This is a genomic window from Bradyrhizobium sp. MI1.3 (assembly GCF_055811695.1).
Genome location: NZ_JBVVPQ010000002.1, coordinates 1 through 21,728, shown reverse-complemented (window position 1 = coordinate 21,728; position 21,728 = coordinate 1). Strand labels below are relative to the sequence as shown.

Annotated in this window: 19 protein-coding genes; 6 read left to right on the top strand and 13 right to left on the bottom strand. The window is 65.0% G+C overall.

Annotated elements, in window-relative coordinates; all coding sequences use genetic code 11:
• The first annotated feature begins 58 nt into the window (after nt 1–58).
• A complete protein-coding gene (locus AC0L3A_RS01170; RefSeq protein WP_354127914.1) occupies nt 59–1,276 on the top strand; it encodes an MFS transporter in 1,218 nt (405 codons plus the stop codon).
• Between the two features lie 9 nt (nt 1,277–1,285).
• On the opposite strand, the gene AC0L3A_RS01165 is transcribed toward AC0L3A_RS01170, so the two are convergent.
• The 8 genes from AC0L3A_RS01165 to AC0L3A_RS01130 form a co-directional block, all read right to left on the bottom strand.
• Entirely contained in the window at nt 1,286–2,512 is a 1,227-nt protein-coding gene (locus AC0L3A_RS01165; protein WP_473253535.1) for a BaiN/RdsA family NAD(P)/FAD-dependent oxidoreductase, read from the bottom strand.
• On the bottom strand, nt 2,509–3,426 hold the full coding sequence (locus tag AC0L3A_RS01160; protein WP_219683312.1) for an SDR family NAD(P)-dependent oxidoreductase: 918 nt from the start codon (nt 3,424–3,426) through the stop codon (nt 2,509–2,511). Before AC0L3A_RS01160 ends, AC0L3A_RS01165 begins: the two co-directional genes overlap by 4 nt.
• A 320-nt stretch (nt 3,427–3,746) precedes the next feature.
• Nucleotides 3,747–4,226 carry a MaoC family dehydratase gene (locus AC0L3A_RS01155; protein WP_473253424.1) on the bottom strand — a complete coding sequence of 160 codons (480 nt, stop codon included), beginning with the start codon at nt 4,224–4,226 and terminating at the stop codon, nt 3,747–3,749.
• Complete coding sequence (locus AC0L3A_RS01150; protein WP_473253423.1) at nt 4,227–5,945, bottom strand: AMP-binding protein; 1,719 nt, start codon at nt 5,943–5,945, stop codon at nt 4,227–4,229.
• The gene (mmsB, locus tag AC0L3A_RS01145; protein WP_473253422.1) at nt 5,945–6,835 is read right to left on the bottom strand and encodes a 3-hydroxyisobutyrate dehydrogenase; all 891 of its coding nucleotides are present in this window, start codon (nt 6,833–6,835) and stop codon (nt 5,945–5,947) included. Before mmsB ends, AC0L3A_RS01150 begins: the two co-directional genes overlap by 1 nt.
• A gap of 30 nt (nt 6,836–6,865) precedes the next feature.
• Nucleotides 6,866–7,933 carry an enoyl-CoA hydratase/isomerase family protein gene (locus AC0L3A_RS01140; RefSeq protein WP_473253421.1) on the bottom strand — a complete coding sequence of 356 codons (1,068 nt, stop codon included), beginning with the start codon at nt 7,931–7,933 and terminating at the stop codon, nt 6,866–6,868.
• Nucleotides 7,930–9,075, bottom strand: a complete 1,146-nt coding sequence (locus tag AC0L3A_RS01135) for an isobutyryl-CoA dehydrogenase (RefSeq protein WP_354161440.1) — start codon at nt 9,073–9,075, stop codon at nt 7,930–7,932. The genes AC0L3A_RS01140 and AC0L3A_RS01135 overlap by 4 nt, the downstream gene beginning before the upstream one ends.
• 119 nt (nt 9,076–9,194) lie before the next feature.
• Nucleotides 9,195–10,691 (bottom strand): CoA-acylating methylmalonate-semialdehyde dehydrogenase, encoded by a 1,497-nt coding sequence (locus AC0L3A_RS01130; protein ID WP_007592262.1) that lies wholly within the window; start codon nt 10,689–10,691, stop codon nt 9,195–9,197.
• Between the two features lie 101 nt (nt 10,692–10,792).
• Here AC0L3A_RS01130 and AC0L3A_RS01125 point away from each other — a divergent pair, with 101 nt between their 5' ends.
• Nucleotides 10,793–11,707 (top strand): LysR family transcriptional regulator, encoded by a 915-nt coding sequence (locus tag AC0L3A_RS01125; RefSeq protein ID WP_007592263.1) that lies wholly within the window; start codon nt 10,793–10,795, stop codon nt 11,705–11,707.
• Nucleotides 11,708–11,759: 52 nt separating this feature from the next.
• On the opposite strand, the gene AC0L3A_RS01120 is transcribed toward AC0L3A_RS01125, so the two are convergent.
• Together AC0L3A_RS01120 and AC0L3A_RS01115 are read right to left on the bottom strand one after the other, a co-directional pair.
• Entirely contained in the window at nt 11,760–12,380 is a 621-nt protein-coding gene (locus tag AC0L3A_RS01120) for a TetR/AcrR family transcriptional regulator (RefSeq protein ID WP_473253420.1), read from the bottom strand.
• A gap of 59 nt (nt 12,381–12,439) precedes the next feature.
• Nucleotides 12,440–12,979, bottom strand: a complete 540-nt coding sequence (locus tag AC0L3A_RS01115) for a PaaI family thioesterase (RefSeq protein WP_473253419.1) — start codon at nt 12,977–12,979, stop codon at nt 12,440–12,442.
• A 149-nt stretch (nt 12,980–13,128) separates the two neighbouring features.
• Between AC0L3A_RS01115 and AC0L3A_RS01110 the strand changes: the two genes are divergently transcribed.
• The 3 genes from AC0L3A_RS01110 (at nt 13,129) to AC0L3A_RS01100 (ending at nt 16,767) form a co-directional block, all read left to right on the top strand.
• Complete coding sequence (locus AC0L3A_RS01110; protein ID WP_219683322.1) at nt 13,129–13,899, top strand: enoyl-CoA hydratase; 771 nt, start codon at nt 13,129–13,131, stop codon at nt 13,897–13,899.
• Between the two features lie 265 nt (nt 13,900–14,164).
• Complete coding sequence (locus tag AC0L3A_RS01105; RefSeq protein ID WP_354127912.1) at nt 14,165–15,361, top strand: acetyl-CoA C-acyltransferase; 1,197 nt, start codon at nt 14,165–14,167, stop codon at nt 15,359–15,361.
• Nucleotides 15,362–15,471: 110 nt separating this feature from the next.
• Nucleotides 15,472–16,767, top strand: a complete 1,296-nt coding sequence (locus AC0L3A_RS01100; protein ID WP_473253418.1) for an MFS transporter — start codon at nt 15,472–15,474, stop codon at nt 16,765–16,767.
• On the opposite strand, the gene AC0L3A_RS01095 is transcribed toward AC0L3A_RS01100, so the two are convergent.
• From AC0L3A_RS01095 to AC0L3A_RS01085, 3 genes are all read right to left on the bottom strand, one after another.
• Nucleotides 16,764–18,167: a carbohydrate porin gene (locus AC0L3A_RS01095; protein ID WP_473253416.1), complete on the bottom strand. Its 1,404-nt coding sequence runs from the start codon at nt 18,165–18,167 to the stop codon at nt 16,764–16,766. The genes AC0L3A_RS01100 and AC0L3A_RS01095 overlap by 4 nt on opposite strands.
• A 22-nt stretch (nt 18,168–18,189) precedes the next feature.
• Nucleotides 18,190–19,206: a transporter gene (locus tag AC0L3A_RS01090; RefSeq protein ID WP_219683326.1), complete on the bottom strand. Its 1,017-nt coding sequence runs from the start codon at nt 19,204–19,206 to the stop codon at nt 18,190–18,192.
• Nucleotides 19,207–19,315: 109 nt separating this feature from the next.
• On the bottom strand, nt 19,316–20,095 hold the full coding sequence (locus AC0L3A_RS01085; RefSeq protein WP_473253415.1) for an acetoacetate decarboxylase: 780 nt from the start codon (nt 20,093–20,095) through the stop codon (nt 19,316–19,318).
• A gap of 255 nt (nt 20,096–20,350) precedes the next feature.
• Here AC0L3A_RS01085 and AC0L3A_RS01080 point away from each other — a divergent pair, with 255 nt between their 5' ends.
• The gene (locus AC0L3A_RS01080; RefSeq protein WP_354161411.1) at nt 20,351–21,526 is read left to right on the top strand and encodes a patatin-like phospholipase family protein; all 1,176 of its coding nucleotides are present in this window, start codon (nt 20,351–20,353) and stop codon (nt 21,524–21,526) included.
• Nucleotides 21,527–21,728: the final 202 nt, after the last annotated feature.

Here is a 21,728-nt window from a genome sequence, read left to right as displayed (position 1 = left end):
AATTGTAGCATATTGACCACTCCGCTTAAAGGGTCTCGCGCCACAGCTGCGAGGTCCCATGACTACCTCCGAAGCCACCAGGCCTGCCTCCCGAAACCAACTCGCCGAGCGGCCCCTGATCTGGCTCGGCGCAATCACCGCCGGTGTCGTCGTCACCAATCTGTTCGCGCCGCAGATCCTGCTCGGCCTGATCGGCCGGTCAATGTCCATGCCCGCGTGGCAGGCGGGCCTGATCAGCACGCTGACGTTGCTCGGCTATGCACTCGGCCTGCTGCTGCTCGTGCCTCTGGTCGATCTGGTCGAGAACCGGCTTGTCATCCTCCGCACGCTCGGCTGCGCGATCCTCGCCGCCGTGGCGACGGCGCTCGCGCCGACGCCCGCGCTCCTGCTGCTCGCCACCTTCATCCTCGGCGCCTGCTGCGCGGCGATCCAGATGATGGTTCCGCTTGTCGCATCGATGGTGGCGCCGGATCGCCGCGGCCAGGCCATCGGCGAGGTGATGGGCGGATTGATGATCGGCATCCTGTTGTCGCGACCTGCGGCGAGCCTGATCGCCGATCTCTGGAGCTGGCGCGCCTACTATGTCGTCTCGGCCATTCTGATGACCCTGCTTGCCTGCGCGCTCGCCCGCTACCTTCCAACCCTTCAACCGACGGGACGCGCGAGCTACGCCGACTTGCTCCTGTCCTTTCCAAGACTGCTCCGCGAAGAGCCCGTGCTCCGCGTGCGGGCCTGGACCGCATCGCTGGTCATGGCTTCCTTCACGGCGTTCTGGTCGGCGGTCGCGCTGCGGCTGCCGGAGGCGCCGTTCGACCTCGACGCCAAGGGAGTTGCCGCCTTCGCACTGATCGGCGTGGCGGGCGCCGCGGCGACACCGATGGCCGGCCGCTGGGGCGACAGGGGCCGGGCGCGGCCGATGTTCTTTGCCGCCCATCTGCTCATCATCGGGTCGCTTGCGCTCTGTACCTGGGCGAGCGTGCTTGAATCCCAGATCACCGGTCTGCTGGTCCTGAGCCTCGGCACGATCCTGCTCGACGTCGGCATCACCACCGACCAGACGTTGGGCCGTCGCGCCATCAACCTGTTGCGCCCCGAGGCCCGCGGTCGCATGAACGGCCTGTTCGTCGCGCTGTTCTTCATTGGCGGTGGCGTCGGCGCGGCGGCGGCATCGCTGGCCTGGAGTTTTGGCGGCTGGACGATGGTCTGCGCAGTGGCGGCAAGCTTCGGCGTGCTCGGCCTCCTCACGGATCTCGCAACCCGGACCGGGACGTCATGATGCGGATGGTCAGGACGACAGTTGGGCGAGCCGTCGCAACACACCCCTACCCGCCGCAGCCCCCGTCGCGAACGAGGCCTGGAGCAAATAGCCACCCGTCGGCGCCTCCCAGTCCAGCATCTCTCCGGCCGCGAACACGCCCGGCAGCTTGCGGATCATGAATTCCGAGTCGAGTTCATCGAAGGAAATCCCGCCGGCGCTGGAGATCGCGCGCGCGATTGGCGCGACGCCCGTGAGCTTGACCGGCACGGCGTTGATGAGCTCCACCAATCGCTCAGCCGACATCGCCGACAACGACTGGCCAGCACTGATGGCAGCTTCCTGCAACAGCCCGACCGCGACCGGAGACAGCTGTGCAGCCTTGCGCAGGAAATTGGAGAACGATTGCTTGCCGCGCGCGGCGGACAGGCGCTGGACGAGTTCGCCATGATGGACATCCGGCCGCAACGCGACGTGCAGGACCGCTTCGCCGTTCGCCGCAATCGCCTCGCGCAGTTCGGCCGACAACGCATAGATCGCCCCGCCTTCGATCCCGCCGGCTGTGATCATGGCCTCGCCGCGCGCGCGCTGTGGGCCGAAGGACAGCGCGATGGCCTTGAGCGGTTGGCCTTCGAAGCGCGTGCTGAAGATTTCGGACCAGGCGACGGTGAAGCCGCAGTTCGCCGGCCGCAGCGGCGAGATCGCAACGCCTTTGTCGGCGAGGATCGTCGTCCAGCCGCCATCGGAGCCTAGTCGCGGCCAGCTTGCGCCGCCGAGTGCCAGCACCGTGGCATCCGCGGCGATGGCGGCGCCGCCGCCGGGTGTGTCAAAGACCAGTTGTCCGTCTCTATCCCACCCCATCCAGCGCTGGCGAAAGGCAAAGCGGACGCCGGCCGCATCGAGGCGTCGCAGCCAGGCGCGCAGCAAGGGCGACGCCTTGAACGCTTTCGGAAACACACGCCCGCTGGAGCCGACAAAAGTCGGCTCGCCCAGCGCCTCGCTCCACGCGCGCAGCGCGTCCGGCGGAAACGCGTCGATCGCAGCCTGCAACCTCTGCGCCGCCTCGCGGTAGCGCGTGATGAACTGCGGCAGCGGTTCGCTGTGGGTGAGATTGAGCCCGCCGCGGCCGGCCATCAAGAATTTCCGGCCAGCGGACGGCATCGAATCGTAGACGGTGACGCGAGCACCACCCTGCACGAGCACTTCGGCCGCTATCAGCCCGGCAGGGCCGGCGCCGATGACGGCGACGGCTGTCAGAGTTTTACCCCGGCACGCGCAGCGGCTTGCGCCACATATTTCTGCGTCTGCTCGAAAGCCCCCTGCAGCGCCTTCGCCTTCGACATGTCGCTGATCTCGGCGAAATGCGCCGCGACCGCGTCCGGGGTCCACTCGGATTCCGGCAGGTTGATGCCTTCGCTCTCGACGATCTTGATTACCGCGAACGAGCCGGCGCCGGCGCCCATGATGGTGCGGGTCGGCGCGTCCTCGCTCAGCATGTACTCGACCGCGGGCGTGATCGCGTTCGGCTTCATCAACTGCAGCGCCTGCGGCGGCAGCAGCTCTTCCGTCATGCGGGTTGCCGCCGTCGGCGAGATGATGTTGACACGGATGTCGGTCTTGCGGCCCTCTTCCGCCAGCACGTTCATCAGGCCGACCATGCCGGACTTGGCCGCACCGTAATTGGCCTGGCCGAAATTGCCGTAGAGGCCGGAGGACGACGTCGTCAGGACGATGCGGCCATAGTTGCGATCGCGCATGCCGGCCCAGGCCGCCTTGCAGCAATAAAAGGTGCCGACGAGGTGCACGTCGAGCACCTTCTGGAAATCGGCCGCTTCCATCTTGCCGAACGACTTGTCGCGCAAAATGCCGGCATTGGCACACAAGAGGTCGACGCTGCCCCACTCCTTGGTGGCGCGCTCAACCATCGCGGTGACCTGCTCAAAATTGGAGACGTCGGCGCCGTCGGCCATGGCGATGCCGCCCGCTTTACGGATCTCCTCGACCACGGCTTCCGCCGGCGACAGCGAGCCGCCGCTGCCATCGCGCGCGCCGCCGAAATCGTTGACCACGACTTTGGCGCCGCGGCTCGCCAATCCCAGCGCATGCGCCTTGCCGAGACCATTGCCCGCGCCGGTGACGATGGCGACGCGTCCGTCGAACCTGATTGCCATGAGTGCAGTTCCTGCTTCTTCTTCCTTCTCCCCTCGTGGGAGAAGGTGGCATAGGCGGCCAACGGCCGCCGTTCCCAGTTAAAACGCCAACGCGTAGCGTTGGCTACGGCGCCGGATGAGGGGTCTCCATCGACAGCGGAGCTCGTGGAGGGATACCCCTCACCCGGCTTCGCGTTCCGCGAAGCCACCCTCTCCCGCAGGGGGAGAGGGTGAGAAGGCTTCGCGAGCGATTTGAACAGCTTTTGAGCAGCCATGGCTTGCCGGGTCAAGCCTGGCAACGACAGGCGGCGTCAGGCGGCGTCAGGCGGCGTCAGGCGGCGTCAGGCGAAATAGATCAATCCCAGCCACTCCGCGACAAGCGCGGGCTTGTCCTCGTCTTCGATCTCCACGGTGACGTTGGTGCGCGACTGCAATTCATTCGGCTTGCGCAGCTTGGCTTCCGCCAACACGAAACGGCCGCGAACGCGTTTTCCTGAACGCACCGGCGAGATGAAACGCAGCTTGTCGAAACCGTAGTTGACACCCATCGTGGTGCCCGCGATGACGGGCATCACCTCGTAGGACATGATCGACAGCAGCGACATCGTCAGGAAACCGTGCGCAATGGTGGTGCCGAACGCCGTCTCCTTCTTCGCACGCTCCGGGTCGACGTGAATGAACTGATGATCCTCGATCACGTCGGCATAGGTGTCGATGCGTGGCTGATCGACCAGGTGCCATGACGACACGCCGATCTCCTTGCCGACCATGGCTTGGTAGGCCCGAAGCGTAATCGGCGGCTTCTTCCAGACTTCGTTCACTTAGGTCTCACTCCGTGTTTTCGGCAGCTCCGGAAAATCCTCTTCGCGGAATTCCCGGCCGCGCAGGGGATCGTTGCGATCGTCGTCACGCTCGAGACGTCTGAGCTGGACGCGGCGGATCTTACCCGAGATCGTCTTCGGCAGCTCCGTGACGATCTCGAGGCGGCGGATGCGCTTGAACGGCGCCAGGCGCGTGTGCAGATGCTTGAAGATGGAGAGCGCGGTTGCCGGCGAGCGCTCCGCGCCGGATGTCAGCAGCACAAAGGCCTTGGGAATCGCGAGCCGGATCGGATCCGGGCTCGGCACGACTGCGGCTTCCGCGACGAGCTCGTGCTCGAGCAACACGCTCTCAAGTTCGAACGGGCTGATGCGATAGTCGGAGGATTTGAACACGTCGTCGGACCGGCCGACGAAAGTGAGATAGCCGTCATCGTCCTCGAACACGACGTCGCCGCTGCGATAGAGCTCGCCTTCGGCGCCGGACAGCCCGCCGTTGTCGCCCTGATAGCCCTGCATCAGGCCGGCGGGACGGTTTTCGCCGAGCACCAGAGCCACCTCGCCCTCCTTGGCCGGATGACCATCGGCGTCGCTGACCTGCACGCGATAGCCCGGCAGCGGCCGGCCCATCGAGCCGATCTTGATCTTTTGCCCCGGCGAGTTGCCGGCGAGCGCCGTCGTTTCGGTCTGGCCATAACCGTCGCGAATGGTGAGGCCCCAGGCGGCCTGCACCTGGTCGATCACCTCAGGATTGAGCGGCTCGCCGGCGCCGCAGACCTCGCGCAAGGCCACCTTGAACGACGCAAGGTTCTCCTGGATGAACAGCCGCCACACCGTCGGCGGCGCGCACAGCGTGGTGACGCCGCAGCGGCCGATGGTGGCAAGCAGCCCCTTGGCGTCGAAGCGCGGCTGGTTGACCACGAACACGGTCGCGCCCGCATTCCAAGGCGCAAAGAAACAGCTCCAGGCGTGCTTGGCCCAGCCGGGCGAGGAGATGTTGAGATGGACGTCGCCGGGCTTCAATCCGATCCAGTACATGGTCGAGAGATGGCCGACGGGATAACTGCGCTGGCTGTGCCGCACCAGTTTTGGCTTTGCGGTGGTGCCCGAGGTGAAATAGAGCAGCATCGGGTCGTCAGCGTTGGTCGGGCCGTCGGCTGCAAAGCTCTCCGACGCCTCTGCCGCGTCATCATAGGAAAGCCAGCCATCGGAGGCCTCGCCTACGACGATGCGGACGATATTCTCGGCGCCAAGACTGGCAAACTTCGCAACCTGGTCCTGCGCTGCCACCACCGCCTTCGCCTTGCCGCGATCGAGCCGGTCGCGCAGCTCGTCGGCGGTGAGCAGGGTCGTCGCGGGAATCACGACGACGCCGAGCTTGATCGCGGCTAGCATCGTCTCCCACAGCGGAACGACATTGCCGAGCAGCAGCAGGAGATGATCGCCGCGCTTCAAGCCCTGTGCTCGGAGGAAATTCGCGACCTGGTTGGAGCGGCGTGACAACGCCCCGAACGAGAGCTTGGTCTGCCGGTCCTGCGCGGCATCGACGATCCAAAGCGCAGGACGATCCTTGCTGTCCGCATTCGCCGCCAGCTCGGCGTCGAACCAGTCGAGTGCCCAGTTGAAGGGGACCGGATCAGGCCAGCGGAAGTCCTTGACCGCTGTCTCATAGTCCGTGCGGTTGTGAAGCAGAAGCGCGCGCGCTTCCTGAAATGTCGTCATCAAGCTTTCCCGGCTAGACTCCTAACGTGCTCGATAATTCCGGAAAAATCCACCCCGCCGTGGCCGGCTGCGTCGAATGACTGATAGATCTCCTGCGCATGCTTGCCGAGCGGGGTTGCGGCGCCTGCGGCCTTCGCCGCGTCCTGCGCCAGCGTCAGATCCTTCACCATCAGCGCCGAGGCAAAGCCCGGCTTGTAGCCGTTGTTGGCGGGCGAGGTCGGCACCGGACCGGGCACCGGGCAATAGGTCGTCAGCGACCAGCACTGGCCCGACGAGGTCGAGGCCACATCGAACAGCGCCTGGTGCGAGAGCCCGAGCTTCTCGGCCAGCGCGAACGCCTCGCTCACGGCGATCATGGAAATGCCAAGGATCATGTTGTTGCAGATTTTTGCCGCCTGGCCTGCGCCGGCCCCGCCGCAATGCACGATCTTCTTGCCCATGTTCTCCAGCACGGGCTTTGCCGCTGCAAACGCGTTGTCCTCGCCGCCGCACATGAAGGTGAGCGTCGCACCCTTGGCGCCGCCGGTGCCGCCGGAGACCGGCGCGTCGACCGAAAGCACCCCGTACTTGGCCGCCAGCGCATGCGCCTGGCGCGCGCTCTCGACGTCGATAGTGGAGGAGTCGATGATCAGCGTGCCCTTGGTCATGGCGGGCACGACCTCGCCCCACACGCCGAGCACATGCTTGCCGGCCGGCAGCATGGTGACGACCACATCGGCGCCCTTCACGGCGCCCGCCGCGCTGTCGGCGATGCCGGCACCGTCGGCCTTGGCCTGGTTCCGGGAGGCCTCGGCGAGGTCGAAAGCGACGACCTTGTGGCCGGCCTTGACCAGATTGGCGGCCATGGGCCCGCCCATGTTGCCGAGACCGATGAATGCGATCGTGGCCATCTTGGTTTCCTCCGCTGAACGTTTCGTTGGTTAGTTGAACTTCAATTCGTCGGCGCCAATCTCGGCGAGATACGGCGCAAGCAGGTCCGGAGTGACATCCTCGATGCGGGGCGGCGACCAGGTCGGATTGCGATCCTTGTCGATCACGGCGGCGCGCACGCCTTCGCGAAAGTCGTCGCTGCGGAAAACTTCCAGCGCAGCGCGATATTCGCGCACCAGGCATTCTTCCAGGCTCGACGCGGTGCGCCCGAGCCGCAGCAGCTTGAGCGTCACCACCATGCCGCGCGGCGATTTTTCGTTGAGCCTCTTCAATGTCGCCAGCGCGAACTCGGAACCGTCGCGCTTCAGCGCGGCAAAAATGTCTTCCATGCGGTCGAAGCCGAACAGTGCGTCGATCGCCGGCTCCTTTGCGGCGACCGGCCCCGCGGTCTCCCCCGTCGCAAAACCGTCGATGAGCTTGCTGACATCGGCCGCGGTGACGCCCTGGCGAACCTTGGTCAGCGCGTCGCGCAACTCGGGCCATTTGACCGCTGGTACCACCGCGTCGGCAAACCTGGCATGGATCGCATCGAGGCCGTTCATGGTCTGCCCGGTCAGGCCAAAATAAGTGCCGATCTCGCCCGGCGAGCGTGACAACAGCCAGGTGCCGCCGACGTCGGGAAAGAAACCGAGCCCGACCTCGGGCATCGCAAGCCTGGTGCGGTCGGTGACGATGCGATGGCTCGCATGCGCCGAGAGTCCGACGCCGCCGCCCATCACAATGCCGTCCATGAAGGCGACATAGGGTTTCGGGAATTTCTTGATCCGGGCGTTGAGGATGTACTCTTCTCGCCACAGAATCTTGCCGAGATCGCCGTCGACCTTCGAGCTCTCCCAGAGCGCGCGAATGTCGCCGCCGGCACACAGGCCGCGCTCGCCGGCACCTTCCAGCACGATCACGGCAACGGCGGGATCGGCCTCAAAACGGTCGAGCGCCTTGTCGATGTCGCGAAACATCTCCAGCGTCACGGCGTTGATCGCCTTCGGACGGTTGAGCCTGACAATGCCGGCCGAGCCCTCGACCCGTGCGACCAGATCGCCCTCCTCCACTCCACTCATCGTGCGCCCTCGATCAATTTGCGCGCCACGATCAGCCGCATGATTTCATTGGTGCCTTCGAGAATCTGGTGCACGCGCAAATCGCGCACGATCTTCTCGATGCCGTATTCGCTGAGATAGCCGTATCCGCCATGAAGCTGGAGCGCCTGGTTGGCGACCTCAAAGCCGACATCGGTGCCGAAGCGTTTGGCCATCGCGCAGAGCATGGTGGCGTCGGGGTCCTTGCGATCCAGCGCGGCGGCGGCACGCCACAGGAACGTGCGTGCGGCCTCGAGTTCGATCGCCATGTCGGCGAGCTTGAATTGCAGCGCCTGGAATTCGTCGAGACGCTTGCCGAACGCTTTGCGCTCTTTCATGTAGGCGCGCGCCTTGTCCAGCGCGGTCTGCGCGCCGCCGAGCGAGCAGGCCGTGATGTTCAGACGGCCGCCGTCGAGGCCGGCCATCGCGATCTTGAAGCCGACACCCTCCTCGCTCAAGCGATTGGCGACCGGCACGCGGGCGTTCTCGAAGATCACGGCGCGGGTCGGCTGCGCGTTCCAGCCCATCTTGCGCTCGTTGGCGCCGAACGAGACGCCCGGCGTCTTGCCGTCGATCACCAGCGTCGAGATGCCGCCGGGGCCATCGCCGCCGGTGCGCACCATCGCGACCAGCAGATCGGTGCCGCCAGCGCCGGAGATGAACTGTTTCTGGCCGTTGAGGACGTAATGATCGCCGTCGCGCACGGCACGGGTGCGGAGCGCTGCCGCGTCCGAGCCGGCGCCCGGCTCGGTCAGGCAGTAGCTCGCGATCAGCTCCATGGTGCAGAGCTTGGGCAACCATTTGTGGCGCTGGGTGTCGCTGCCGTAGGCATCGATCATCCAGGACGCCATGTTATGGATGGAGATGAAGGCCGAGGTGGTCGGACAGCCCGTCGCCAGCGCCTCGAAGATCAGCGCCGCCTCGAACCGCGACATCGCGGAGCCGCCGACATCGTCGCGGATATAGATGCCGCCCATGCCAAGCGCTGCTGCCTCGCGCATCACTTCGACGGGAAAATGCTTCTCCTCGTCCCAGCGCAGCGCGAACGGCGCGATCTTTTCCGCCGCAAACGCCAACGCCATGTCGCGAACCGCGATCTGATCCTCGTTCAGAGCGAACTGCATGATGGGCTGCTCACTGTTCTCGTCATTGCGAGGAGCGAAGCGACGAAGCAATCCAATGTGTCCGAGGAGAAAGTCTGGATTGCTTCGCTACGCTCGCAATGACGGGCTGGACTACAGCCTTACTTCATCAGCGGGATCGAGAACTCCGCGCCTTCCTTGACACCGGACGGCCAGCGCGAGGTCACCGTCTTGGTCTTGGTGTAGAAGCGGACCGAATCCGGACCGTGCTGGTTGAGATCGCCGAAGCCGGACTTCTTCCAGCCGCCGAAGGTGTAATAGGCGATCGGCACCGGGATCGGCACGTTGATGCCGACCATGCCGACATTGACCTTGGCCGCGAAGTCGCGCGCGGCATCGCCGTCGCGGGTGAAGATCGCAACGCCGTTGCCGTAGTCATGCTCCGACGGCAGCGCCAGCGCTTCCTTGTAGTCATGCGCGCGCACGACCGAGAGCACGGGGCCAAAAATCTCTTCCTTGTAGATTCGCATGTCCTTGGTGACGTTGTCGAACAGCGAACCGCCGAGATAGAAGCCATTCTCGTAGCCCTGCATCTTGAAGCCCCGACCGTCGACGGCGAGCGTCGCGCCTTCCTTGATGCCGATGTCGATATAGCCCTTCACCTTCTCGACCGCCTCGCGCGTCACCAACGGACCGTAATCGGCCGACGGATCGATCGAGGTGCCGATCTTGAGCGACTCGACGCGCGGGACCAGCTTTTCCATCAAGCGGTCGGCAGTGGACTTGCCGACCGGGACCGCGACGGACACGGCCATGCAGCGTTCGCCGGCCGAACCGTAACCGGCGCCGATCAGTGCGTCGACCGCCTGGTCCATGTCGGCGTCGGGCATGATGATGGCGTGGTTCTTGGCCCCGCCAAAACACTGGCAGCGCTTCCCGGTCTGGGCGGCGCGTTCGTAGATGTATTGCGCGATCGGCGTGGAGCCGACGAAGCCGACGGCCTTGATATCGGGATCGTCGAGGATGGCGTCGACCGCTTCCTTGTCGCCGTTGACGACATTGAGGATGCCGGCCGGCAGGCCCGCCTCGATCATCAGCTCGGCAAGCATCATCGGCACGCCGGGATCGCGCTCCGACGGCTTCAGGATGAAGGCGTTGCCGCAGGCGATCGCAGGCGCGAACTTCCACATCGGGATCATCGCCGGGAAATTGAACGGCGTGATGCCGGCAACGACACCGAGCGCCTGGCGCATCGAGTAGATGTCGATGCCGGGGCCGGCGCCTTCGGTGTATTCGCCCTTCATCAGATGCGGGATGCCGCAGGCGAATTCCGCCACTTCGAGGCCGCGCTGGATGTCGCCCTTGGCGTCAGGAACGGTCTTGCCATGCTCGCGGGCGAGCAGTTCGGCCAGTTTGTCGTAGTCGCGCTGCACCAGCTCGACGAACTTCATCATGACGCGGGCGCGGCGCTGCGGGTTGGTCGCAGCCCATTCCGGCTGAGCAGCGCGGGCGTTTTCCACGGCGGCGCGGACCTCGGCCTTGGACGCCAGCGCCACCTTGGCCTGGACGTCACCGGTCATCGGCTCGAAAACGTCGGCGGTGCGGCCCGAGGTGCCCTTGACCTCCTTGCCACCAATGAAATGTCCGACTGAACGCATGGAATCGTCTCCTTAAGGCGAGCTTGAACGCTTTGACAAATCCTATCGACCTGCATTTTATAGGATTCAAGTCTGAGATAATGCACCATAGATGTGCGAAAATGCTGGATCAAGGCGCTATCGACTGGGATGACTTCCGCTTCGTGCTGGCCATCGTGCGGGGCGGCTCGGTTTCGGCTGCGGCAAAGCAGCTCGGCGTGGACCATGCTACCGTGATCCGCCGCGTGGACCGGCTAGAAAAGCACCTCTCGGCCAAGCTGTTTGACCGGCGCAAGACCGGTTACCTGCTGACAGAGGCCGGCCAGCGCGTCGCCGACAGCGCGGAAGCGATGGAATCGACCATTGTCGCCAACCAGGAGCAGGTCGGTGGCTCCGTGGCGCGGCTGACCGGCACGGTGCGGATCGGCGCCCCCGACGGCTTCGGGACCGCCTTCCTGGCGCCGCGGCTCGCTCAGTTCGCCGACCGGTATCCCGATCTCGATTTGCAACTTGTGGCCACCGCGCGGCTGTTCAGCCTCTCCAAGCGCGAGGCCGATATCGCCATCAGCCTGACCATGCCGAAGGAAGGCCGCATCGTCGGCCGCAAGCTGCTCGACTACCGCCTCGGACTCTATGCCGCGCCCGCCTATCTCGACCGCTTCCCGAAAATCACCTCGCGCGAGGTCCTGCCGCAGCATCGCTTCGTCGGCTATATCGAGGAGCTGTTGTTCACGCCCGAGCTCGACTATCTGCCGCAGGTGTCGCCGAAGATCTCCGCACGCTTGCGTAGCGCCAATCTGATCGCGCAACTCAACGCCACGCTCGCCGGTTTCGGTATTGCGGTGCTGCCGCACTTCATGGCGGCCGACTATCCGAAGCTGATTGCGGTGCTGGCGGAAGAGGTCTCGATCACCCGCACCTTTTGGATGCTGATGCACGCCGACAGCAAGGACCTGGCGCGGATCCGCGCGGTGGCGGATTATATTTCCGAGATTGTGGAGCGCGAGCGGACGTTGTTTGCGGGGCGGACTTCGTAGGGTGGGTTACGCCTTCGGCTAGCCCACCCTACGCATTCAACGGCACCTCGGCCTAGCTCTGCTTCGGCTTCTTTGCAACCGCAGCCTTCGGCTCACGCCGCGCGCCGTCCAGCGCGCTGTCCCTGCCCGTCTTCAGCACCTCGTCCGACAGCTCACTCGACCCGGCGATGCGCGCGAGCAACATGGTGCCGGCCATCGTCGCCAGCGTCGCGATCGCCTGCTTGCGCGCAGCCTTGCGCGGCAGATTCGGGATGAAGTCCGTGATCATCTCGATCATTTCGTCGAGCTTGCCGGCAAAGGCCTTTCGCGTCTTCGGGCTCTCCCGGGCGATCTCGGCGCCGAGCGCGGGGATCGAGCAGCCGTGACCGGGGTTGTCGCGATGCACCGTGGAGAGATAGGTCTCGACGATCTGGGGGAGCTGCTTCTCCGGCGCAACTTGATCGGATTGCTTGCGCCAGTGCTCCATCGAGCGATTCATGGCGTAATCGAACGCCTCGATCACCAGCGCCTCGCGGGAATCGAAATGGGCGTAGAAGCCGCCATGGGTGAGGCCCGCTTCCTTCATGAGATCGGCGACGCCGATGCCGTGGGCACCCTTTTCGCGCAGCCGCACGGAAGCTTTCTTCACGATGCGGTCGTGGGTTTCCTGCTTGTGTTCCCGGGAATAGCGCATGCGGATCTCATTGGATGTCGGAGGTCATCTAATAACACGGATATCGGTCGGACGGCGCATTAATTCCCGGTAAAATTGTTGCCGATCATGGAAAAGGTCGCCGTTGCGTGCACCGCAAGCGCCCCCTTACCGTCGCGGACGAAGCCCTCGGCGTAGCTGGTCTGGCGTCCCAGCTTGATCACCTTGCCTTCGGCGGCGATCAGCCCGGACCGGACCGAGAGCGGACGCAGGAAGGTCATTTTCAGATCGAGGGTGACGGAGCCCTGCCCGGGCTCCAGCCGGGTCGAGATCGCACACCCCATGGCGGTGTCGATCAGCGCGGCGGCTGTGGCTCCGTGCAGGAGGCCGATGGTGTTCTCGAGATCCTCGCGCGGTTCGAGTTCCATGACGATCCGGCCCGGCTCGACCACGGCCATGACGAAGCCGATCAGCTTGGCAAAGGGTGGCGGCGGCAGCCTTCCGTCGCGGATGCCCAGCATCGCATCCATGCCTGACAGGCCCATCGCCACTTTCGCAACCGGCGCAGGCACCTGCCACTCCACCACCCGCTCGCGCCGCTGCGCGGGCGAAAACAGGTCGAGTTGATCGATGTTGGTCATTGCGGCCTCTTTGTATGATTTACATCATATTATGCCGCGGACTTCGCGCTGGCAACTCCCTCCCCGCCCGCTTGACAAGCAATGCGTTTCGGCCCGGAAGTGTGATCCGACCGGCGTATTCGCGCGTCCACGAACTCAGAGATCCCCTCATGGAAATGCTCAACCACCACTGCGGCGTGACGCGCGATGCGCGCGGCGTCGTTCATGTCGCGATCTGCAACGCCGGCTCGCTGAACATTTTGGGCTCGCCCATCACCGATGCGGTGCGCGAAGGCTTGCAGCAGCTCTCGTCCGACCGCAGCATCCGGGTCGTGGTGCTGCGCGGCCAGAGCGAGAAGAGCATGATCGGCGGCGCCGACATCAAGGAGATGGCCAGGCTCGACCAGAATTCCGCCGAGGCTTTCATCAGCCGCCTGCGCGACCTCTGCGAGGCCGTGCGCGCCTTCCCGGCCCCGATGATCGCGCGCATGCCCGGCTGGTGCCTCGGCGGCGGGCTCGAAGTCGCGGCCGCCTGCGATTTCCGCATCGCCGCCCATGACGCGCATTTCGGTATGCCGGAGGTGCGGGTCGGCATTCCCTCGGTGATCCATGCCGCGCTGCTGCCGCGCCTGATCGGGTGGGCCCGCGCGCGCTGGCTGGTGATGACCGCTGAGAACATCGACGCGGCGACGGCTCTGGCGTGGGGACTGGTCGACAAGGTCGCGCCGGAGGGCGGGCTCGATGCCGAGGTCGAGCACCTCGTGAAGGCCCTTCTCGAATGCGGCCCCGAGGCGCTGCGCTCGCAGAAAGCACTACTGCGACAATGGGAGGAGCTGCCGCTGACGGAATCGGTGAATTTGAGCGTCAAGGTGTTCGGCGAGTCGTTCCTGACGGACGAGCCGACGCGACTGATGGGCGCGTTCGTGAATCGGAAGCGGTAGGGCCATCAGCAACGATGTCATGCCCCGCGAAGGCGGGGCATCCAGTACTCCGCGCGCCATCGGTTCAGTCACAACTGCCTCGGCGTACTGGATCGCCCGCCTGCGCGGGCGATGACAGCAAGTTGTGGGACAACCTCGTCCGATCGAACGAGCAAATCTCATCTGAGCCACGACAATTTCTCATGCCGGACGCGGTTGCATTTTTTGCGCCGCATCATATGATGATCATAATCTTACATACCCGACATCATAGGGAGTCTCCACCATGGCCGAAGCCGCCGATCCCGTCGTCATCGTCTCCGCCGTCCGTAGCCCGCTCGGCCGCTTCATGGGCGAGCTGTCGCCGCTCCCCGCGCACAAGCTCGGATCGCACGTGATCGGCGCGGCACTCGAGCGTGCCAAGCTTGCGCCGGAGAAGGTCGACGAGGTCTTCATGGGCTGCGTCCTTCCCGCGGGTCAGGGCCAGGCCCCGGCGCGCCAGGCTGCGCGTGCCGCCGGCTTGCCCGACGCCACCGGCGCGACCACCGTGAACAAGGTCTGCGGCTCCGGCATGAAGGCGACCATGCTGGCGCACGACATCATCCGCGCCGGCTCGGCCGAGATCGTCGTCTCCGGCGGCATGGAAAGCATGAGCAATGCGCCGTATCTGCTCGCCAAGGCGCGCGGCGGCTACCGCGCCGGCCACGACCGCATCATCGACCACATGATGATGGACGGCCTCGAAGACGCCTACGAGACCGGCCGCTCCATGGGCGATTTCGGCGAGGCTACCGCCGAAGCCTATCAGTTCACCCGCAAGGACCAGGACGCCTATGCGATGGAAACATTGGGCCGCGCGCGCAAGGCGGTCGAGGGCGGCGCGTTCAAGGCCGAGATTGCGCCGATCACGCTGAGCGAGAAGGCAGGTCCCCGCATCGTTGCCAATGACGAGCATCCGCTCAAGGTCGATCCCGCAAAGATCCCCGGGCTGAAGCCGGCGTTCCGCGCCAACGGCACCATCACGCCGGCGGCCTCCTCCGCCAACGCCGACGGCGCCGCCGCGCTGGTGCTGACGAAGCGCTCGCTCGCCGATCGCAGCGGCCTGCCGGCTCTCGCCGAGATCAAGGGCCACGCCACCCACAGCCAGGAGCCGCAATGGTTCACCACGGCGCCGATCCCGGCGATCCGCAAGCTGCTCGACAAGATCGGTTGGAGCGCCGGCGATGTCGATCTGTTCGAGATCAACGAAGCCTTCGCCGTGGTGGCGATGGCGGCCCAGCGCGATCTCGGCATTCCCCGCGACAAGCTCAACATCAACGGCGGCGCCTGCGCGCTCGGCCATCCCATCGGCGCCACCGGCGCACGGCTGATCGTGACGCTGCTGCATGCGCTCGAGGCGCGAAACCTCAAGCGCGGCGTGGCGGCGCTCTGCATCGGCGGCGGCGAAGCCACCGCGATCGCGGTGGAGCGCCTGACGCACTGACGTAAAAGTCCGGAAATGAGGGAACTCCGTCATTTCAGACGGACGCGTCCCGTGCCATTCTGCAAACTCGCGCAGGTGTTTCAAATCCTGCCCATCAAGATTGAGGCCCAATGATCTCGAACTGGCTCGCGGCAACGCTCGGCCGCCGCAATATCCACTACGGCTGGGTGATGGTCGGCGTGACCTTCCTCACCGCGCTGATCAGCGCCGGCACGGTCGGCGCGCCCGGCGTGTTCATCGTTCCGCTTCAGAAGGAGTTCGGCTGGAGCACGGCGGAGATCTCCTCCGCGCTGTCGATCCGCTTCATCCTGTTCGGGCTGATGGCGCCGTTCGCGGCTGCCCTGCTCAACCGCTACGGCCTGCGCAACGTCACCCTGACCGCACAGCTCATCGTGGTCTCGGCGCTGGTGCTCTCGCTCGGCATGACAGAGGTCTGGCAGCTCGTCGCGCTGTGGGGCGTCGTGATCGGGATCGGCACCGGCATGACCGCGCTGGTGCTGGGCGCCACCATCGCGACGCGCTGGTTCGCGGCGCGGCGCGGCCTCGTCGTCGGCATCATGACCGCGAGCGTCGCCACCGGCCAGCTCGTGTTCCTGCCGCTGCTGGCAAGCCTGACCGAACGTTTCGGCTGGCGGCTTGCGCTCGGCTTCGTCTGCATCGCGCTTGGTGTTTCTGCCCTGGCGGTCCTGCTCGCGATGCGCGACCGTCCGAGCGATCTGGGCCTGCGCCCGTTTGGCGACAAAGGCACCACACCCCTGCCCCCGCCGCCCGTCAGCCATGGCTCGATCACGGGCGTTGCACTCGGCACGCTGCGCGACGCCTCGAAGAGCAGCGCGTTCTGGGTCCTGTTTGCGACGTTCTTCGTCTGCGGTGCATCCACCAATGGCCTGGTGCAGGTGCATCTGATTCCGATGTGCCTCGATTTCGGCATCCCGCAGGTGCAGGCCGCGGGCTTGCTGGCCGCGATGGGCATCTTCGACTTCTTCGGCACCATCATGTCGGGCTGGCTGTCGGACCGCTACGACAACCGCTATTTGCTGTTCTGGTATTACGGCCTGCGCGGGCTCTCGCTGATCTTCCTCCCCTTCAGCGATTTCTCGTTCTATGGGCTCTCGATCTTCGCGATGTTCTATGGGCTCGACTGGATCGCAACCGTACCGCCCACGGTGCGCCTCACCGCGCAGAAATTTGGGCCCGAGCGCGCCAATCTGGTGTTCGGCTGGATCTTTGCCGGCCACCAGCTCGGTGCAGGCACCGCCGCCTTCGGGGCCGGTTTCTCGCGGACGGTCTATCAGAGCTACCTGCCCGCCTTCTTCATCGCCGGCGCGCTCTGCGTGTTCGCCTCGCTGATCGTGCTGACGCTCTCGCGACAACCGAAGCCAAAGCCGCAAGCCGCGATGGCTTAGTACCTGATCGTGGTGGTGACGCCGAAGACCGCGGCGTCACCAATCCGCGCAACACCGCTCGGGTCGTCCGGATTCGGGATGCCGCCCGAGGGACGGAACACATATTGGAAGTACGGCGCGATCAGCCAGCCCGGCTTGATGTGCGCCTCATAGATCATCTCGATCAGGGTCTCGTTGCTGCGCACTGGGCTCTGGATGCCCGTGAAGAATTGGGTATCGACGTCGAGGTTGCGCGCGGAGTTCGAGATGCGCATGTAGGCCGCCGCCACGCCGAAGCGATCGAGCGGACGACCGGATACGAAGCCGACAAAGCCGATGCCGCCGTCGAGATAGAGATCGATCAGGTTGCGGTCCGGCGGGCTGTAGGCGATGCGGCCGAACGCGGTGACACCCGGGATCGAGGCCGAAGTGGTGCTCTCCCTGACCTCCGGCGGCCGGTACAGCACCTGCTCGATCACCGCGAAGATACCGTAATTGCCGCGAAGCTTTGCCGGAATGCCGCTGCCGTCGGGATCGGCGATCGACCGCCCATCCGTGGCGAAGCGCTGACTGTCGAACGAGCCATAATGCTTCCAGGCGCCCGGCGTAAAATTGCCGGCGAGCGAACGGCCGCCGATATCGAGGTCGTAGTTGAAGCGGACCTGCCCGATCACCCAAGGCGGGTCGTTGACGCGGAAGGCAAGACCATGATGGTCGCGCAGCTGCGGATCCTGATTGCCCGGGCCTGACGGATCGCCATTGAAGACGGCACCGAACGCGGTGATCTGATCGGTCAGCGCGGCCTTGATGCGAATGCCGGGGACTGCGATTGGCGGTGCCGGGCCGCCGGCCGGGAGATTCGAGGCCTTGATCGCGGGCCAGCCGAAGGTGCCGTTGATGAAGAGATCGTCGGTCTGGCTGTCGAAAAACTCGACATCGGCGGCCTGCTGGCCGGCCCTGATGTTCAGGCGGTCGTTGAAGAAGCTCTGCTCGAAATAGGCATTGTAGAGCCGCTGGTCCGGCAACGCCTCGATCTCGCTGATGGTCGCGAGATTCATGATGTAGTTGCGACTGAGGCCTCGCCCGTAGATCACGAACGCGTTGGCGTAGAAGCGGCCGCCGCTCCAGCCGACCAGCTTGTCGAGATCGGCATCGACCGAAAGATCGAGCCGGCCGAAATGGATAGCGCCGCGCCTAACGCCGCCGGACAAATTTCCAATGTTGTCGGCGATGTAGGCGGCGCCGAAATTCAGGCCCTTGTTGGCGAGGCCGTCATGCCACTCGTTGAACCATTTTGGAGCTAGCCACTCCGCCGCGTTCTCGTCCTTGGCGCCGGCCAGCGCGCTGGTGCTCGCGATCGTCCAGGCCAGCACAATCGCGGCCGCATTTCGCAGCGGAAATAGATGTGCGGTCCCGATCACGGCTGATACCGACTGGCGTGCTTTACTTGAAGATACCGGTACGCCGCATGAAGAGATAGGCCGCGCCGACCGACGAGGCCATCAGGAGAGCCGCCCAGAAAAATCCACTCTCGACCTCGGTCAGAGGCAGGCCCTTGGTGTTCATGCCGAAGATGCCGGTGATCAGCGTCGGCGGAAGCAGCAGCGAGGTCACGATCGAGAGCGTGTGGAGGTGGTTGTTGCTTTGCTCCTCGTTCTTGAAGCGCAGCTCCTCCTCGAGCAGGCGGCTGCGTTCGCGCAGTTCCACGATGTCGTGGTCGAGGCCGTCCAGCCGCTGCGCCAGCTTGCCGGCCTGGATACGCAGGTCCGGCGAAAGGTGGTCGGTGTTCTTCTGGTCGAGGCGATGGAACAGCGTACGCAGGCCGGTGAGCTGGCGATGCAGCCTGACGCAGGTCCGGCGCAGCCGGCCAAGATTGCGGCGCATCTCCGGCTTGGCGTCGTCGGCCAGAATTCGCTCCTCGATCTCGTCGATCTCCTGACCGAGCTTATCGGCCATCCTATCAAGCGTGTCGGCGACCTCATCGACGATCTTTTCGAGGAGATGGGCGACATTGTCGACGCGGTAGCCGCCTTCGAGCACCCGGCGTGTCGCATCCGCCGAGCACAGCGCCTGATGGCGGCCGCTGATCAGGAGCCGCTCGGTCATGGCGAAGCGCAGGAACGCGGTCTCCTCCGTCGCACTGCCGATGTCGCGCACGAGGTCGGAGAACACGCCGTAGACGCAGTGGTCGATGACGTGAAGCTGCTGGAAGGTGTCGTTGGACAGCAAGAGTTCGCGCGCGAGCGGCGGCAGCTGTGATGCGGCGATCCACGGCCGTGCGCGCGTGTCCGTGAGGTTGAAATGCAACCAGAGCCGGCCGTCGTGACTGAACTCGATCGGCTGGTCGATCGGCAGCGCCTCGGCGCCGCCGTCGCTGTGGAGGCGGAATGCCCACACCAGGCCGGGAATGCAAGGCACGGAATCCGATATCGTGCTGACAAGCTTAGCCGGCTCGGCCATACCAACTCCCACCGTCAACGAATGCCCCGCTCCGGAAGATGGCTGACGGCATCTCCCGGACCTTCGCGGGTACTCAATTACGGCATTGTTACAGTTTGATGATGACGCCCTACTCGGCGGCCAGCCCGGTGGTGGCCAACTCGGCTTCCCTGATGTAGTCGTGCACGACGCGGCCGAACGGCAGCGTCAGGTCGGCGATGTAATGATGCGCGCCGAGGCAGCGGCGGACCGGGAAATCGGCGACGGGCGCATTGACATGCGGCACCAGATGCAGCCGGCCGGGCCCCATCCAGGAGCCCTTCGGCACGATGTCGATGAGGTTGATCGCGACCAGTTGGCAGATCTCGAGGCGGCCGTCGACGCCGGGGATCATCTTCAGATTGATCTGCGTTTTCGACAGCGTCGCCCGGGTCAGATCGCCGTTGCCGGCCATGCTCTCGTGCTTGTAGCCCATCGTGCCCATGGCGACGAGTTGGCCGGCATATTCCAGCGTGCCCGTCAGCGTGTCTTTGACGATCTCGAGTTTGGGATGGGCGTATTTCTTGGGAAAGCCCCAGATCTCGCGGCCGGCGGCGATCGGCGGATCATCGTCCAGATACATCTGCGAGACGAAGTTGACCTCCTCGCCGTGCAGGCGCGCGGGGATGACGAGGCCGGATTCGGTGTAGCTGCCGAAGCCGGACGAGTCCGGCATCCTGATCCATTCGTAATGCACGATCGGCTGGTCGATCGGCTCCAGCGGCTCAGGCAGGCCGGCGCGGATCAGGTCCGGATCAGTCTCGTAGGTGATGACGAGGAATTCACGGTTGACGAAGCGATAGGGCCCGGCCGGATAGCTCGGCCCAGCCGCCGGCATCGACGGAAGCCTCAGCAAATCTTCCCTGCGCATCGCTGGTCTCCTCTCGTGGTGCTCATGTGATGCCCACCCGGCGGCGTCAGGCGGCGATGCAGATTGCTAGCCGCCGTCATTGACTGCGATGTGAAGGATTTCCGTCAGCCGCACGACCGCAGCCATTCCCAAGGCGGTCATGGTGCATGCAAGCGATGCACCGGCGCCAGAATGTCATCACGCCGTCACCGCCCGACGCAATCGTTTGGCCTCTGTCATTGAAGCATGATCTCCATGCTTGCCAGGAGGCACACCATGGACGCCCGAACGTCGCAACCGGCTCATCAGACGCATCAGCCTCCCGCACGAGGCTGGCGGCCCGAGCGCTGCGACCGCGTTGCGCTGGTGCTGCAAGGTGGCGGCGCGCTCGGCGCGTACCAGGCCGGCGTCTACCAGGCGCTGCACGAGGCCGGCATCGAGCCCGACTGGGTCTGTGGCGTCTCGATCGGCGCGATCAACTCCGCCATCATCGCGGGCAACAAGCCGGAGAAGCGGCTCGAGGCGCTGCGCATCTTCTGGGAGCGCATCACCAACCGCAAGATCTGGCACTACACGCCTGACGGAGACATCTTCCGCCAGTGGCGCAATCTCACCAGCGCGTGGATGACGTCGGCGATGGGCCAACCGGGCTTCTTCAGCCCGCATCAGGTCAATCCCTGGCTGAGCCCGGTCGGCGCCCGGACCGCCACCAGCTATTACGACACGATGCCGCTGAAAGAGAGCCTGCTCGAGCTCGTCGACTTCGACCTCATCAACGAGAAGAAGGTTCGCTTCGCGGTGGGCGCCGTGAACGTGCTCTCCGGCAATTTCATCTATTTCGACAATTCCCACGACGAGATCGAGCCGGAGCACATCATGGCTTCCGGCGCCCTGCCGCCGGCACTGCCGATGGTGCGGATCGGCACCGATCATTTCTGGGACGGCGGCATCGTCTCCAACACGCCGCTTCAGCACCTGCTCGACCAGGAAGACGCGCTCAATTCGCTGGTGTTCCAGGTCGACCTGTTCAGCGCACGCGGCGTGCTGCCGCGCTCGATCCAGGACGTGATGGCCCGCCACAAGGACATCATGTATTCCTCGCGCACCCGCCACAACACCGACGTCTACCGCCGCACCCACAACCTCAAGGTCCTGCTCTACAAGGCCTTGGCCAAGCTGCCCGACGAGCAGCTCTCCGAGGAGGAGCGCAAACTCAAGTCGAGCCTGCGCCACATGCCTGAGATCGCGATCCTGCATCTGATCTACCAGCAGAAGGCCTACGAGGGCGACGCCAAGGACCACGAGTTCTCGGGCACCTCGATGCGCGAGCACTGGACCTCCGGCTACGAAGACACCAAGCGCACCCTGAAGCGCCGCGACTGGATCAAGATGCCCGACGAAGGCATGGGCCTCGTGGTGCACGACGTGCACCGGGAGACGGAGAGCGCGTAGCTCTATCGTCCCGTCGCGATCACCCAATTCCCGTTCCCGGCTTGCAGGCACACTTTCGCATTCTCGCGACTCATTTTGCCCGAGCTTTGCTCTAGTCTTAGCACCCTCTCGAAAGAAAGGGCGCAGGGAAGGCCGGGCGCCGGCGTCACCTGTCGTCCACCCCGTGCGCGTCTTGCTCGCACACGGGACTACGGGTGCCAGC

Coding starts and splice junctions, on each gene's coding strand:
- AC0L3A_RS01160 (WP_219683312.1), bottom strand. CDS start 3,426: ATGGCAATCAGGTTCGACGGACGCGTCGCCATCGTCACCGGCGCGGGC.
- AC0L3A_RS01125 (WP_007592263.1), top strand. CDS start 10,793: ATGCTGGATCAAGGCGCTATCGACTGGGATGACTTCCGCTTCGTGCTG.
- AC0L3A_RS01120 (WP_473253420.1), bottom strand. CDS start 12,380: ATGCGCTATTCCCGGGAACACAAGCAGGAAACCCACGACCGCATCGTG.
- AC0L3A_RS01110 (WP_219683322.1), top strand. CDS start 13,129: ATGGAAATGCTCAACCACCACTGCGGCGTGACGCGCGATGCGCGCGGC.
- AC0L3A_RS01115 (WP_473253419.1), bottom strand. CDS start 12,979: ATGACCAACATCGATCAACTCGACCTGTTTTCGCCCGCGCAGCGGCGC.
- AC0L3A_RS01135 (WP_354161440.1), bottom strand. CDS start 9,075: ATGCAGTTCGCTCTGAACGAGGATCAGATCGCGGTTCGCGACATGGCG.
- AC0L3A_RS01080 (WP_354161411.1), top strand. CDS start 20,351: ATGGACGCCCGAACGTCGCAACCGGCTCATCAGACGCATCAGCCTCCC.
- AC0L3A_RS01105 (WP_354127912.1), top strand. CDS start 14,165: ATGGCCGAAGCCGCCGATCCCGTCGTCATCGTCTCCGCCGTCCGTAGC.
- AC0L3A_RS01150 (WP_473253423.1), bottom strand. CDS start 5,945: ATGACGACATTTCAGGAAGCGCGCGCGCTTCTGCTTCACAACCGCACG.
- AC0L3A_RS01140 (WP_473253421.1), bottom strand. CDS start 7,933: ATGAGTGGAGTGGAGGAGGGCGATCTGGTCGCACGGGTCGAGGGCTCG.
- mmsB (WP_473253422.1), bottom strand. CDS start 6,835: ATGGCCACGATCGCATTCATCGGTCTCGGCAACATGGGCGGGCCCATG.
- AC0L3A_RS01100 (WP_473253418.1), top strand. CDS start 15,472: ATGATCTCGAACTGGCTCGCGGCAACGCTCGGCCGCCGCAATATCCAC.
- AC0L3A_RS01085 (WP_473253415.1), bottom strand. CDS start 20,095: ATGCGCAGGGAAGATTTGCTGAGGCTTCCGTCGATGCCGGCGGCTGGG.
- AC0L3A_RS01170 (WP_354127914.1), top strand. CDS start 59: ATGACTACCTCCGAAGCCACCAGGCCTGCCTCCCGAAACCAACTCGCC.
- AC0L3A_RS01090 (WP_219683326.1), bottom strand. CDS start 19,206: ATGGCCGAGCCGGCTAAGCTTGTCAGCACGATATCGGATTCCGTGCCT.
- AC0L3A_RS01130 (WP_007592262.1), bottom strand. CDS start 10,691: ATGCGTTCAGTCGGACATTTCATTGGTGGCAAGGAGGTCAAGGGCACC.